A 13,935-nucleotide genomic window follows, 5' to 3' on the forward strand; every position below is an offset into this window, starting at 1 on the left:
CGCTCCATTCCTCCGTACGTATCTTCAGGCCGGCTGCTGCTCGCGCATTAACAAGTGGTGCAGGCGGATGCCGGATAGCCAGAGTGCGGCGAAATAAATCACGACAGCGGATCCCAGCAAAAAGAGCAGATGACCATACCGCCACATGGCATGATGGGTCATCCAGGTTTGTAAATCGCCTGCGCCCAACCAAAGCCATGCTGCAAGAACAACATTGGCTGCGATTAAACGCACCGTAAATAAACGCCAGCCTTCGCGCGGATGATAAAAACCACGCTGGCGCAAAAAATAAAATAGAAATCCGGTATTGAGTAAGGCAGACAAGGAAGTCGCCATGGCGATACCTGCATGGGCGAGTGGCCAGATCAGCAGCACATTAAAGATCATATTTGCAATCATGGCGATCACACCAATACGCACGGGCGTGCGTAAATCCTGCCGAGCATAAAAGCCTGCAGATAATATCTTCACCAGCATAAAAGGCGTAATGCCGATGGCAAACGCGGATAAGCTTTTACTTGCCTGGATCACATCAAACGCATTAAAGCGGCCATATTGAAACAAGGTGGACAACATGGGCCCCGCCATTACGGCGAGTACGACGGCTGCGGGTACGCCAATCAGCAGAACCGCGCGCAATGCCCAGTCTATGGTAAGGGAAAAGGATTGATCGGATTGTGTCGCGTGATGACGCGACAAATGCGGCAAAATTACCGTGGAAATCGCCACGCCAAATACGCCCAGTGGAAACTCCATCAAGCGGTCTGAGTAATAAAGCCATGACACACTGCCCACCATGAGCAGTGAGGCAAACAAGGTATCCACCAACAGATTCACCTGCCCCACGGAAACGCCAAAGAGAGCAGGCACCATCAACTTCAACACGCGGGTGACGCCGGGGTCACGAAAATTGATACGCGGCCGCGGCAACATGTGTAGGGTTTTGAGGAACGGCAATTGGAAAAGAAGCTGGATGATGCCGGCAATGCATACCCCCCACGCAAGACCGATAATAGGCGTCGTAAATTGCGGCGACAGCCAGAAAGCAGCGGCGATCATGCAGATATTCAGAAACACCGGCGTAAAAGCCGCCACCCAAAATCGGCTGTACGTATTCAATATGGCGCCTGAAAAAGCGGTAAGCGAGATCAGCATGAGGTAAGGAAAATTGATTCGCAACATGGTAACGGCGAGATCAAAACGGTCGCCTTGCGTTTCAAAACCGGGGGCAAAAAGACGGATAATCCAGGGAGCAAAAATAATTCCCAACATGGTCACACCAAGCAGCACAACCCCGAGCGTGCCAGACATTGCATTAATAAATTGCCTGACTTCCGGCTCGGATTTCTTTTTTTGATATTCAGAAAGCACAGGGACAAACGCCTGTGAAAAAGAACCTTCCGCGAACAAGCGACGCATAAAATTCGGGATCCGAAATGCGACAGAAAATGCGTCAAACTGGGCTGCTGCGCCAAAAAAATGCGCCGTCACCATGTCGCGTATAAACCCAAATACGCGGGAAATCATGGTCATGCTGACGACAACCGATGTGGATTTGAAAAGCGATTTGCTCATGGTTTTCAGGTCAAAATAAAGGAGCATTTTACTATATGACGGCTTAAAAATTTACTTTTTTCGTCTTGACTTCTTATGTCTTTTTGGCGATATCTGTGTCATAGCCTGTGCAGCTGAATAATGAAAGATTAACTGAAAAGGATGTCGTTATGACTTCAGAAGGAACTGCCAATCTAGCCTTATTGCTCGAAAAAAACCGCTACCATGCCAGTCTTTATCAAACACGTTCTCCCTTAATGCATCTCATTCGAAGTGAAGCCATGGCGGAGAAATCCAAGCGGGAAAAGCTGCTGGATTGTATTCAAATCTTTTCCGATTACTTTCAAAAAACCATCATGCTACGCAATGTTTTTTGTGAACATTTAAAATTTATGCCCATCGCCCAAGCGCACTTGAGAGAGGAATTCGAACACAATCTGGACCTCTTCCGGGATCGAAAACAACGCCCAGCTCCCTGGGATCCCTTGCTGGATGCTACTTCCGCGTGGTTTGCGTGGAAGATGCTGACGCTTGATAATGAAGAAAAAACGCTGCTGGTTCATCTGGTACTGGAAACTAGCGCCAATATCTTCTTCACGGAAGCTCACCAGGTCATGCACGCCTATGGTGAAACGGAATACTTCACCATTCACGCAGCCGTGGATAGCGAGCATGAGCAGATGGGAGTAACGCTGCTAGAGAACCTGACTGCTGACAAATACAAGCGCTTAATAGTGGTTCAGCAGCAGGGCTGGGACATGCTCAATACGGCCTGTGATCGCATTGCTTCCCTGACCTGCGCCTCGCCGAGCATGGGCAGGCTTTGAGCATAAGACAATAAATACTTATATTTCAACAGATTAAATAAAATAACGGGACAGATGCCTTGCTCCACAGACCACGCTCAAAAATCTCTTATGAGCCTTTAACAAATTGACAATACATCAAAAAGCAGGCATATTACGCACTCTTTTTTACAATCCTATTAGACAGAAAAAGATTTTGGAGAGCAACCTTGGCTAATACAAAGCAAGCAAAGAAACGCGTTCGCCAGGCTGAGAAAAATCGGCGGCATAATGCCAGCATGCGTTCCATGCTGCGTACCTACATCAAGAAAGTGACCGCTGCTATTACAGCAGGCGATCAAAAGGCTGCTTTAGCCTCGCTTCAGGAAGCAACCCCTGTTATTGACCGTATGGCCAATAAGGGCATTATTCATAAAAATAAGGCGGCACGCCATAAAAGCAGGCTAACGGCACACATCAAAAAACTGGGTGAGACTGCCGGGGCCAAAGCCTAACTATCTATCCCTCTCGTTTTGAAGATCAAAGCCCTCGTGCAAAAAACTTGTACGGGGGCTTTTTGTTTTATTCCCCGACGAATTTGTCATCCTGAGCGCAGCGTTTGTCATCCTGAGCCCACTCAGTCATCCTGAGCGCAGCGAAGGATCTCCTTTTGTACATCGAGGAGATCCTTCGCTGCGCTCAGGATGACTGAGTGGGCTCAGAGGGTGACAAATACTCTCTACTATTCTTCTGATAAATCAGCTTCTTCAGCGCCATGCGTTTCGAGGTAATGCATGGCTGCCTTGGCAAGGTGTTCCAGTCCTTCTTTTCTGAGGCCTGAGATAATGAAAACCCGGCCTTGCCAGCCCAGGCGTTTAACGATGTTTTCGCAGGTTTCAGCTGCTGTTTCGGGGGGAAGTAAGTCCACTTTGTTTAGCACCAGCCAGCGCTCTTTATTCAGTAAATCTTCATCGTATTTGGCGAGCTCCTGGGTAATGGCCTGCACACTTTCTACAGGGTCACTGCCATCGATGGGGGTCACGTCCACAACATGGAACAGAAGCCGTGTTCTGGCGACATGTTTGAGAAAACGAATCCCGAGGCCCGCACCTTCCGCTGCGCCTTCAATCAAGCCTGGTAAATCGGCTATAACAAAGCTCCGATAGCGGGACACGCTGACGACACCCAGATATGGATAAAGGGTAGTAAAGGGATAGTCGGCGATTTTAGGACGCGCCGCAGACATGGCGCTAATCAGGGTCGATTTGCCCGCGTTTGGCATGCCCACCAGACCCACATCAGCCAGCACTTTAAGCTCCAGACGAAGGTGTCTTTTCTCCCCTTCCTGACCAGGAATGGTGCGTCGTGGAGCACGATTCACGCTGCTTTTAAAACGGGCATTGCCAACGCCATGGCGGCCTCCCTGGGCCACGCAAGCTGTCTGGCCGGGCTCAGTCAAGTCTGCGATCAACTCGCCGGTATCGTCATCGTAGGCCATGGTTCCCACCGGCACTCTCAATACCAAGTCGTCACCGCTTTTGCCCGTACAATTCTGGCCGCTGCCTTTTTCACCGTCTTTGGCTTTATAGGTACGAATATATCGGTAGTCGACCAACGTATTAATGCTTTCGTCCGCGCGCAAATAAACGCTGCCGCCATCGCCGCCGTCACCGCCATCGGGACCGCCGAAGGGCATGAATTTCAGACGCAGAAAGCTGCAGGCCCCATTACCGCCCCTGCCAGCTTCAACATGAATTTTAGCTTCATCTACGAATTTCATAACCTTCCTAACCCCAAGCGGTTAACAGTTAATGTTTCCGCATTTATGAGCCCACTTACTCTTGATATCAAAAAAAAACCTCGCATTTTTAGCGAGGCTTTTTATGACGTTATATATCAACTATAGCAGGATTAAGCTGCTTCTACCGGCTCGATGCTAACACAGCGCTTGCGTAACGGGCCTTTAATTCCAAACACAACACGGCCAGGCTTTAAGGCATATAAGGTATAATCCTTGCCCAAGCCCACATGCATGCCTGGATGGAATTTGGTGCCGCGTTGGCGAACGATGATTTCACCTGCTTTTACTATTTGGCCGCCATATCGCTTGATCCCCAAATATTTTGGGTTAGAATCGCGACCATTTCGTGTACTACCACCAGCTTTTTTATGTGCCATTGCAAAAAACCCCTATTTTTCAAGCTGCTTTAGGCTTTAATCTCGGTAATTTTTACTTCAGTATAATTCTGTCTGTGACCCTGCCATTTTTCATGGTGCTTACGGCGACGGAATTTAATGATGTGAATTTTTTTATGACGGCCGTGAGAAACGATCGTTGCAGAAACTTTGCCTCCATTAAGATAAGGCTGTCCTACTTTAATTGAATCTCCTTCACCAACCATCAAAATCTTATCAAAATCAATTGTCCCACCCACATCGCCAGGCAGTGACTCAATCTTTAGGGTATCTCCCTCTTGAACACGGTATTGTTTACCGCCACTAAAAATAACTGCGTACATTTGAGCCCACTCCAACACTATCCATTCGGATTACTAAAAAGAGGGGGCAATTATATTTTATTCATATAACGCTCGCAACTGTTTTGCAGGGGTTTTCTAGGCTCTGGCTTCGCGAATCACACGAAGTTAACCTCATGCGGGATGCTAACTATAACTATTTGAATAATATAAAATTATACAAATCGCCTCGGTCAAAACCCTATTCATCTGGATTTTTTATTTATTTTCAAATAGTTAAGAAGAAAACCCTTTCACCAGCTTATTTTTGAAAAAATAGACCATAATGAATATACAAACACATATAAAAGAGGCAGTGGTTACATGAAGGAAATCGCCATCGCAGGTGCGGGTCCAATGGGGTTACTTTTAGCCATTCGTTTAAAGCAGCTAGGGTATGAAAACATAACATTAGTTGATGCCCGGGCGGGTACCTACACCCGACCAGGCATACTAAATGCCAGTATTTTTGAAGAGTTGACTCAGCTTATTGGCCTACCCGTCGATTTTTCTGACTCCTACCACCTGAAAGATGTGGAAAGATCGCTTTATAAAATTGCAGAATCATTAAATATAAAAATAATGAAAGCAAATTTTACCGGCTTTGAAGGCAAAGCGCTTCGCGTAGAAGATGAACACCATGATATTCATATTTTACCGTGTGACTTGGCAATTGATGCAACCGGTTCCAGGCGTGCGCTGGTTAATGAGATAAACAGATTATTTCCTGATGCCTTTTCTGTTCAGCCCATCGCTGATCCTTCCCACAAAAAACATCTTATGGCGTACGTTAAAGTAGAGGAAAAAACGGATTCAGATCCTCCTTCAACGCCTGCTCCTTACGGATTTGATTTTATGGTTCAGAAACTGGAAGAATTACGGGCAATGGGGTGGAAGGGATTTGTTGAACCAGGATTTTATGCGCTACCTTTGGCAAAAAACAAAACCTGCTTCTATGTGGAAATACCTGAAAATCTTGACGCAAGCCAACATGAAAAGTGGCTCAAAACCGTTGTCGCATTTCATACCGGAAAAGACAATTTTGACTATACTCTATTACCAGCTTCACGAAAATATGGAAGCAAACCGCGATTTCTCACATTCATTGTCGATCCGCATCAAGTAAATGAAGCTTTCTTTCAACACGCACAATTTCCCTGTGTGATTCCAGTAGGCGATGCTCAAATAGAGCCCGATTATCGTATTGGAATTGGTATTAAAAGCGGAGCATATCGTATTAAATGTTTGCTAGATGCAATGGTATTAGAAAAAGATCAGGAATTTCATATTGATTTTGAAAAGTATCAAAAAGAGTTGGCAGCGGCAATGCAAATGCATGCGGCTGCGCTTAGCAAGTTTTATCAGGAAAAACAGCGATCGTATGAACATTACGCAAATTTGTTAAGCATTTATGAAACAGTCATTGCTTCAGCATCGATGAGCAAACAAAAAGAGTTGCAGCCTTCATTTGCCGAGTTAATACAGGCTTATGCTCAGAGCTTGTATGACGCGGGTAATAATGCATTAGAAAGCATTTTAACAAGCAGCGGTGATATCCCGCTGGACAAACATGGCTTGATCGCGGATGAAAAAAAACTGGAAGATGCTATCGCTCGTTTAATAGACGCGTACAAATATGCTCAGGGTGATCTATATACGATGGCAAGTCTTAAGCTGAATGAAATTGCTCACCTATATGAAAAATTAGCTGATGTGTTCATTCAAAGAGGGGCTTATGGCTCCTCGCTCAAATGCTATGAGAAAGCGAACATGATCATCGAAAAAATTCTGAAGGATAGGGCTGAATCCGTATTAATAAAATATAAACACACGCAAACCCTGCATAAAGCTTCACGTTACGAAGACATGTATGATATGGCGTGTCAAACGCTTAGCGAAATCAAAAATATTGGCATGGATCCTGAAGAGAAGAAAAAATTTACTTATAAACTTGAGCTGAATAAAGCCTTGGCTTTGCTTCATATTCTTCACATACGAAAAGATTTGGAAGAAAGAGACTATTATGAGGACGAATGCAATAAAGCAATAAAACATGTCAAAAGTAGTCCGTATTTAAAAGATAAACATCTCCTCCAGCTAACAAAACTTCTTGGAGAAATTCCAATAGAAAGCATGTGCAATATTTTAAAAGATGGGGATAAAAGTGATTTAGCAGCGGATAAGTCGAAAAGGAGGTAATAAAAAACCAAGCCAGAATACTCGGACTTGGTTTTTATTTACTAAAGAAGTGTAATTTTAAGCTGCAGATTCTTCGTCACGGCGGGCAACCAGTTCAACAATTGCCATCGGTGCATTATCGCCTTTGCGAAAATCGCATTTCAAAATACGAAGGTAGCCACCTGGACGGTCTTTATAAAAAGGACCAATCTCAGCAAATAACTTCTGAACGATGTCACGATCACGCAACCGGGTATAAGCCAATCGGCGTCTATGCAGCGTATCTTCTTTTGCCATGGTAATCATCGGTTCTGCAAATCGGCGCAGCTCTTTTGCCTTTGGCAATGTTGTTTTGATCACTTCATGGCGTAGCAATGATACGATCATATTTTTAAACATCGCCTTACGATGACTACTCGTACGACTTAAATTTCGACCACTATTTCGATGACGCATAACTAAAACCCTTTTAAATTTACTTGCTTAAATTCTAAATAACACTGGATCCATTCAAAGGATAATTACTTCTTACCCTCATTGTCTTGCGCGGTAGGCGTACGCCAGCCTTCAATTTTGGTACCAAGGCTAAGGCCATGCGCTGCTAGCACATTTTTAATTTCAGTTAATGATTTCTTGCCCAGGTTGGGTGTTTTCAGCAGGTCTGCTTCAGCACGCTGCACGAGATCACCAATATAGAAAATATTTTCAGCCTTCAGGCAATTTGCAGATCGGACTGTCAGTTCAAGATCATCAACAGGACGATAATAAATCGGGTTCACTGATTCTTCATGCGCCGATTTTTCCTGCACCAATGGCGCCGATTGAAGGTCAACAAAAGCAGCCAACTGCTGCTGCAGAATGGTTGCAGAACGTCTAATCGCCTCTTCCGGATCCAGAGTACCGTTCGTTTCGAGGTCAATGATGAGTTTGTCCAAGTCGGTACGCTGTTCAACACGCGCGTTTTCGACCGTATAGGCAACCCTACGAATCGGGCTAAAGCTCGCATCCAAATGCAACGCACCAATCGTCGTTTTGCCTTCAGATTTACGCACACGCGTAGCTGCAGGCTGATAACCTCTACCCAACACAACCCGAATGGTCATATTAATGGAACCATTTTCATTGAGATGGCCAATGACGTGGTTCGGGTTAACCACTTCCACATCATGTTCCGGTTCTATATCACCAGCGATAATAGGTCCTGGGCCTTTCTTGCTAAGTTTTAATGTAACTTCCTGACGGCCGTGGAGCTTTATCGCGACGCCCTTCAAGTTCAGAAGAATTTCAACCACATCTTCCTGTACGCCTGGAATGGCACCGTATTCATGCAGTACACCATCGATTTTTACTTCAACGATAGCAGCGCCTGGCATGGATGATAATAAAATCCTGCGCAATGTGTTTCCTAAGGTATGCCCAAAACCACGTTCTAGCGGTTCGAGTGTGATCTTCGCGTGATACGGTGAGATCGTCTCAACAGCAATTTCACGAGGCGTCAAAAAATCAAATGGATTGCTTTGCATGTAACAACCTCTCTATCCCAGAAGTGACTTATTTAGAATACAGCTCAACAATTAGCTGCTCATTAATGTCTGGCGGTAAACGATCCCTGTCCGGCGCAGATTTAAATGTGCCAGTAAAATTGGAAGAATCGACTTCCAGCCAATCACAGCTTGGCCGAGCCTGAGCCAACGTCAACGCTGACTGCACGCGAAGCTGCGTGCGTGACTTTTCACGTACACTTACTACATCACCTGGCGATAACAAATACGAGGGGATATTTACCACCTTGCCGTTAACCAGGATGCAGGCGTGATTCACCAGCTGTCTTGCTTCCGCTCTTGTGGATCCAAACCCCATTCTGTAGACTACATTGTCCAGTCTACGTTCCAGCAGTTTTAAAAGATTCTCACCTGTAGACCCTTTAAGACGTGTTGCTTTCTTAAAGTAGTTTTCAAACTGCCGCTCTAAGATACCATAAATTCGTCTAACTTTCTGCTTTTCGCGCAATTGAACACCATGTTCCGTTTCGCGTCCACGGCGTGCACCATGCTGGCCTGGCGCCGTATCCAGCTTACACTTGGTGTCTAATGGTCTGACGCCGCTTGTAAGTGAAAGATCCATTTTTTCACGGCGGGCAAGTTTGCATCGAGGACCTAAATAGCGTGCCATTCGTTATCTCCTGTTACACTCGTCGTTTCTTTGGAGCACGGCAACCATTAAAAGGAATACCGGTCACGTCAGTGATTGATTTAATTTTTAACCCAGCAGCGTTTAATGAGCGTATAGCCGACTCACGACCTGGCCCTGGCCCTTTAACACGCACATCGACACTTTTCATACCGTACATTTCAATTGCTGCAGCTGCTGCTTTCTGTGCAGCTTCACCCGCGGCATAAGGAGTGGATTTGCGCGAACCGCTGTAACCGCATTTTGCGCAGGATTCCCAGGCAACGGCATTACCCTGGACATCGGTAATCGTTATGATTGTATTATTAAACGAAGACAATATGTGAGCGATACCGTCACTGATTTGGCGCTTTGCCTTCTTTTTTGGTTTAACTGCTGCTTCAGCCATCTTAACTACCTTAATTATTTACCTTTTCTTTTACCTTTACGAGTTCTAGCATTTGTTCGCGTACGTTGACCGCGCACAGGTAATCCACGCTTGTGGCGCATTCCGCGATAGGTGCCAAGCTCTACAAGGCGCTTAATGTTCATTGCTACTTCACGACGCAGATCGCCTTCAACGCGAAATTCGCCAACCTTGCTGCGCAAGCTTTCCAGCTCAGCCTCGGTTAAGTCTTTGACTTTTTTGGTAGGATCAACCTTCGCCGACTCACATATCTCTTGAGCACGACTTCTACCAACACCATAAATTGCAGTAAGCCCAATCACGACATGCTTCTGCACTGGTATTATTACGCCTGCTATACGGGCCGCCATTCCATCACTCCTAACTCATTCTCAGAACTTAATTGAATAACATACAAAAAGTGCATGAGTTTAATATTCAATTATTAAAAAATCAACCTTGCCTTTGTTTATGACGCTTTTCTTTGCAGATAATTCTGACAGTATTTTTTCTTCGAATTATCTTACAGTTACGGCATATCTTTTTAACAGATGCACCCACTTTCATATCTCGCTCCAATCAATTTCAGTCTATTATTACTATTAACGAAGTGAACTCAAGCCGCTTCCACCACGCAAATTTGCCTTCTTCAGCAGTGATTCATATTGATAAGACATAATATGGGCTTGTACCTGCGCCATAAAGTCCATCACTACCACTACGATAATTAACAAAGACGTTCCTCCAAAGTAAAAAGGGACGTTCCAAGCTAAAATCAAAAACTCAGGGAGAAGGCAGACTAATGTAACATAAATCGAGCCTGCCAGGGTTAACCGCGTCATCACCGTATCAATGTAGCGGGCGGTTTGCTCGCCTGGTCGAATTCCGGGGATAAATGCCCCTGATTTCTTTAAATTTTCAGCTGTTTCTTTGGGGTTAAACACCAATGCGGTATAAAAGAAACAGAAAAAGATAATACCAGCACCAAACAGCAACATGTGCAACGGTTGACCTTGCTGCAAAGCAACGCTCAATGTAGACAGCCACTCTAGACCTTTGGTATTGCCAAACCACTGGGCAATCGTCGCCGGAAAAAGAATCAAGCTCGATGCGAAAATGGGGGGAATCACCCCTGCCATGTTAATTTTTAACGGCAAATGGCTGCTCTGCGCTGCATACACTTTACCGCCTTGCATTCTTCTCGCGTAATTGATCGTAATGCGTCTTTGCGCACGCTCAATATATACGACAAAAGCCACCACGCCTACTATCGCTGCAAGAATAAGCAACAGAACAATGACTTGTAACTGTCCTTCTCTTACCTGCTCCAGGGTCCGGCCCAATGCTGAGGGCAAGCCTGCGACTATACCGGCAAAGATAATCATTGAGATACCGTTACCGATGCCTCTTTCTGTCACCTGTTCGCCGAGCCACATGAGGAACATCGTTCCCGTCACCAATGTCAGCGTTGTTGTGAAGTAAAACGCAAAACCGGGTGCAATGGCAACATGATTTGCAACCAGCATCTTGGATATGCCAATTGCCTGAAAGGCTGAAAGGATAACCGTTCCATAGCGCGTATATTTGTTAATCTTACGCTGCCCTGACTCACCTTCTTTACGTAATTCAGACAGTTGGGGCGAAAGCACAGTCAACAGCTGAATAATAATAGAGGCTGATATATAGGGCATGATACCTAGCGCAAAAATACTAAAGCGCATCAAGGCACCGCCAGAAAACATGTTAAACAAGCCAACAATATTATTCTGTTGGGCATTAAAAAGCTCTTGCAAGCGGGCAGGGTTAAGACCAGGAACCGGGATATAAGAGCCAATTCTAAATACAACAATCGCCAATAAAACGAAAAGCAACCTGTACTTTAAATCAGTAAATCCGCTGGATTTTAAATTTGCACCGAGCCTGCCTGCTGCCATTACGCCTCAACCTTTCCTTTTGCCGCTTCAATTGCCTTGCGGGCACCAGCGGTGACTGATAAACCACGAACCGTGATGGGTCTGGTGATTTCGCCTGAACCAATAATTTTTACGTCTTTGGTATTGAACCGAATCACGCCTGCCTCGATGAGTGCTGCCAGATCAATGGTTTCAGCTTCAATACGATTCAGGTCAGACAGGTAAACTTCTTCACGCAGTAAAGATTGACGTGAGCGAAAACCAGATTTCGGGATGCGACGTTGCAAAGGCATCTGGCCACCTTCAAAACCTACCTTGTGGAAACCGCCTGCTCTGGCTTTTTGCCCCTTGTGGCCACGGCCGCAAGTTTTGCCTTTTCCTGACCCGATCCCACGACCTAATCGTTTGGACTGCTTTTTGGAACCCGGTGCCGGATGTAAAGTATTAAGTTGCATCTTTACATTTCCTCTATGGATAATTTTAAGTTAACTAAAAATTTATTTGTTTTCGCCAAGTAGTTCTTCAACTGTCTTGCCGCGTTTTGCAGCCATGAATTCAGGCGGTGTAATGCTTGACAAAGCATTCAGGGTTGCGCGAACAACATTGACTGGATTGGTTGAACCACCAATTTTGGCGAGCACATTCTTAACGCCCAATACTTCGAAGACAGCGCGCATAGCACCACCAGCAATAATACCTGTACCATCTGAAGCCGGCTTCATAAACACGCGGGTTGCCCCGTGTTTGCCAATGATCTGATGATGCAGGGTATCGCCCTTGAGCACAACATGACGCATGTTCTTGCGTGCATTTTCCAGTGATTTTTGAATTGCGACTGGAACTTCACGCGCCTTTCCTCTGCCTATGCCGATACGACCGTTACCGTCACCGACTACAGTCACAGCGGAGAAGCTGAAAATCTTACCACCCTTTACCACCTTTGCATTACGTGCAACGGCGACAAGCTTTTCAATGTATCCATCGCTTTTTGTCGTCTGATCAAAACTTGCCATACTGTTTAACCTTTTCTTTAGAATTCTAAACCGACTTCTCTCGCTGCATCAGCCAGCGCTTTGATTCGACCGTGATAAAGGAATCCGGAACGATCAAAAGCCACCTCACGTATGCCAGCTTCCAATGCGCGCTTGGCAAGCAGTTTACCCACTTCCTTTGCTGCATCAACATTACCTGTCACTTTAAGCTTCTTTTTCAACTCCTTGTCCAGCGTAGATGCACATGCGAGTGTCTTTGAGCCATCAGATGTCGTTACTTGTGCATACATGTGACGCGGCGTTTTGTAGACACACAGCCGTGAAACTTCTAATGCACGTATTCTCATGCGTGTGCGTTTTGCTCTGCGTATTCGTGCTGCTTGCTTATTCATCGCCATCTCTCTATATCTTATTTCTTTTTCGTTTCTTTCAATTCGATCACTTCATTCGCGTAACGGACGCCCTTGCCTTTATAAGGTTCAGGTCCGCGTACACTTCTAATCTGTGCAGCAACCAAGCCTACTAATTCTTTATTAATACCTTTGACTAAAATTTCAGTCTGCGTAGGCGTTTCAATGGTGATGCCTTCTGGCACAGCAAAATCAGTTGGGTGCGAAAAGCCCAAGCTTAAAGAAAGTACTTTGCCTTTAGCTTGTGCACGATAACCGACGCCTACCAAAACCAATTTGCGTTCAAAACCTTGCGCGACTCCATGAATAACATTATGGATATTTGCTCGCGTGGTACCCGCAATTGATCTGTATAATTTTGTCTTAGGGCCGGTTAATGTACGCTTACTTTCATTATTCGGCTGAACCTTGATTTCATTATTTTCAATTGCAACATGTACATAAGGATGAATTGCCATTGTCAGTTGGCCTTTAGGACCCTTAACAGACAATTTTTGATCCTGCAATTTTACTTCAACCCCGGATGGGACAACTACCGGTTTTCTTCCAATTCGTGAAGTTCTCGTATTCACTCTCGTCACTCCTACTCAACTGTGCATAAGACTTCGCCGCCTACCTGTTGGGCACGGGCTGTCTTATCGGACATCACTCCTTTCGGAGTAGAAATAATTGATATACCAAGCCCCCCCCGCACTTGCGGAAGCTGGTCGTAACCCTTATAGATACGAAGCGCAGGCCGGCTGATGCGTACAATTTTCTCAATCACAGGACTGCCCTGGTAATATTTTAAAGCCACCTGGATATTCTTTTTGTTGCCAGACGCAACAACTTCAAAATCCTCAATGAACCCTTCTTCTTTAAGAACACGGAGAATTTCGCGTTTCAAATTTGAATGCGGCATATGCACTTTCTGGATACCCATCGCCTGGGCATTCCTGATAATGGTTAGCATATCTGCAACTGGATCTTGCATTGACATCTTACGATACCTCTATTTTAGACTTTCACGTCT

19 protein-coding genes are annotated in these 13,935 nt (G+C 45.3%); 3 read left to right on the forward strand and 16 right to left on the reverse strand.

Going from position 1 to position 13,935, the window contains the following annotated elements; genetic code table 11:
- Window positions 1–24 precede the first annotated feature (24 nt).
- A complete protein-coding gene (murJ, locus tag AQUSIP_RS07810; protein ID WP_114833775.1) occupies window positions 25–1,575 on the reverse strand; it encodes a murein biosynthesis integral membrane protein MurJ in 1,551 nt (516 codons plus the stop codon).
- A gap of 149 nt (window positions 1,576–1,724) precedes the next feature.
- On the opposite strand from murJ, the gene AQUSIP_RS07815 reads away from it, so the two are divergent.
- Both AQUSIP_RS07815 and rpsT read left to right on the forward strand, forming a co-directional pair.
- Window positions 1,725–2,381: a hypothetical protein gene (locus AQUSIP_RS07815; protein ID WP_114833713.1), complete on the forward strand. Its 657-nt coding sequence runs from the start codon at window positions 1,725–1,727 to the stop codon at window positions 2,379–2,381.
- 188 nt (window positions 2,382–2,569) lie between these two features.
- Window positions 2,570–2,854 (forward strand): 30S ribosomal protein S20, encoded by a 285-nt coding sequence (rpsT, locus tag AQUSIP_RS07820; protein ID WP_114833714.1) that lies wholly within the window; start codon window positions 2,570–2,572, stop codon window positions 2,852–2,854.
- A gap of 227 nt (window positions 2,855–3,081) precedes the next feature.
- Here the strand turns inward: rpsT and cgtA are convergent, their stop codons facing one another.
- From cgtA to rplU, 3 genes are all read right to left on the reverse strand, one after another.
- Entirely contained in the window at window positions 3,082–4,119 is a 1,038-nt protein-coding gene (cgtA, locus tag AQUSIP_RS07825) for an Obg family GTPase CgtA (RefSeq protein ID WP_114833715.1), read from the reverse strand.
- Between the two features lie 131 nt (window positions 4,120–4,250).
- Window positions 4,251–4,517 (reverse strand): 50S ribosomal protein L27, encoded by a 267-nt coding sequence (gene rpmA, locus AQUSIP_RS07830; RefSeq protein WP_114833716.1) that lies wholly within the window; start codon window positions 4,515–4,517, stop codon window positions 4,251–4,253.
- 29 nt (window positions 4,518–4,546) lie between these two features.
- Window positions 4,547–4,858 (reverse strand): 50S ribosomal protein L21, encoded by a 312-nt coding sequence (gene rplU, locus AQUSIP_RS07835; RefSeq protein WP_114833717.1) that lies wholly within the window; start codon window positions 4,856–4,858, stop codon window positions 4,547–4,549.
- Between the two features lie 321 nt (window positions 4,859–5,179).
- Here rplU and AQUSIP_RS07840 point away from each other — a divergent pair, with 321 nt between their 5' ends.
- Window positions 5,180–7,054, forward strand: coding sequence for an FAD-dependent oxidoreductase (locus AQUSIP_RS07840; protein ID WP_114833718.1), 1,875 nt, complete (start codon window positions 5,180–5,182; stop codon window positions 7,052–7,054).
- 57 nt (window positions 7,055–7,111) lie between these two features.
- On the opposite strand, the gene rplQ is transcribed toward AQUSIP_RS07840, so the two are convergent.
- The 12 genes from rplQ to rpsH form a co-directional block, all read right to left on the reverse strand.
- On the reverse strand, window positions 7,112–7,489 hold the full coding sequence (gene rplQ / locus AQUSIP_RS07845) for a 50S ribosomal protein L17 (RefSeq protein ID WP_114833719.1): 378 nt from the start codon (window positions 7,487–7,489) through the stop codon (window positions 7,112–7,114).
- A 65-nt stretch (window positions 7,490–7,554) separates the two neighbouring features.
- Window positions 7,555–8,556 carry a DNA-directed RNA polymerase subunit alpha gene (locus AQUSIP_RS07850; protein WP_114833720.1) on the reverse strand — a complete coding sequence of 334 codons (1,002 nt, stop codon included), beginning with the start codon at window positions 8,554–8,556 and terminating at the stop codon, window positions 7,555–7,557.
- A gap of 28 nt (window positions 8,557–8,584) precedes the next feature.
- Window positions 8,585–9,205 carry a 30S ribosomal protein S4 gene (gene rpsD / locus AQUSIP_RS07855; protein WP_114833721.1) on the reverse strand — a complete coding sequence of 207 codons (621 nt, stop codon included), beginning with the start codon at window positions 9,203–9,205 and terminating at the stop codon, window positions 8,585–8,587.
- Between the two features lie 13 nt (window positions 9,206–9,218).
- Window positions 9,219–9,611, reverse strand: a complete 393-nt coding sequence (gene rpsK, locus AQUSIP_RS07860) for a 30S ribosomal protein S11 (RefSeq protein WP_114833722.1) — start codon at window positions 9,609–9,611, stop codon at window positions 9,219–9,221.
- Between the two features lie 14 nt (window positions 9,612–9,625).
- Window positions 9,626–9,979, reverse strand: a complete 354-nt coding sequence (gene rpsM, locus AQUSIP_RS07865) for a 30S ribosomal protein S13 (protein ID WP_114833723.1) — start codon at window positions 9,977–9,979, stop codon at window positions 9,626–9,628.
- Between the two features lie 82 nt (window positions 9,980–10,061).
- Window positions 10,062–10,175, reverse strand: coding sequence for a 50S ribosomal protein L36 (gene rpmJ / locus AQUSIP_RS07870; protein WP_114833724.1), 114 nt, complete (start codon window positions 10,173–10,175; stop codon window positions 10,062–10,064).
- A 35-nt stretch (window positions 10,176–10,210) separates the two neighbouring features.
- Window positions 10,211–11,542: a preprotein translocase subunit SecY gene (gene secY, locus AQUSIP_RS07875; RefSeq protein ID WP_114833725.1), complete on the reverse strand. Its 1,332-nt coding sequence runs from the start codon at window positions 11,540–11,542 to the stop codon at window positions 10,211–10,213.
- Complete coding sequence (gene rplO / locus AQUSIP_RS07880) at window positions 11,542–11,976, reverse strand: 50S ribosomal protein L15 (RefSeq protein ID WP_114833726.1); 435 nt, start codon at window positions 11,974–11,976, stop codon at window positions 11,542–11,544. Before rplO ends, secY begins: the two co-directional genes overlap by 1 nt.
- Before the next feature lie 42 nt (window positions 11,977–12,018).
- Window positions 12,019–12,534: a 30S ribosomal protein S5 gene (gene rpsE / locus AQUSIP_RS07885; protein WP_114833727.1), complete on the reverse strand. Its 516-nt coding sequence runs from the start codon at window positions 12,532–12,534 to the stop codon at window positions 12,019–12,021.
- A 17-nt stretch (window positions 12,535–12,551) separates the two neighbouring features.
- Complete coding sequence (gene rplR, locus AQUSIP_RS07890) at window positions 12,552–12,905, reverse strand: 50S ribosomal protein L18 (RefSeq protein ID WP_172621974.1); 354 nt, start codon at window positions 12,903–12,905, stop codon at window positions 12,552–12,554.
- Window positions 12,906–12,922: 17 nt separating this feature from the next.
- A complete protein-coding gene (gene rplF, locus AQUSIP_RS07895; protein ID WP_114833729.1) occupies window positions 12,923–13,495 on the reverse strand; it encodes a 50S ribosomal protein L6 in 573 nt (190 codons plus the stop codon).
- A gap of 11 nt (window positions 13,496–13,506) precedes the next feature.
- Window positions 13,507–13,902, reverse strand: a complete 396-nt coding sequence (rpsH, locus tag AQUSIP_RS07900; RefSeq protein WP_114833730.1) for a 30S ribosomal protein S8 — start codon at window positions 13,900–13,902, stop codon at window positions 13,507–13,509.
- Between the last annotated feature and the right edge of the window lie 33 nt (window positions 13,903–13,935).

Origin of the sequence: Aquicella lusitana, assembly GCF_902459475.1 — a bacterium.
Taxonomy (GTDB): Bacteria; Pseudomonadota; Gammaproteobacteria; order DSM-16500; family DSM-16500; genus Aquicella; species Aquicella lusitana.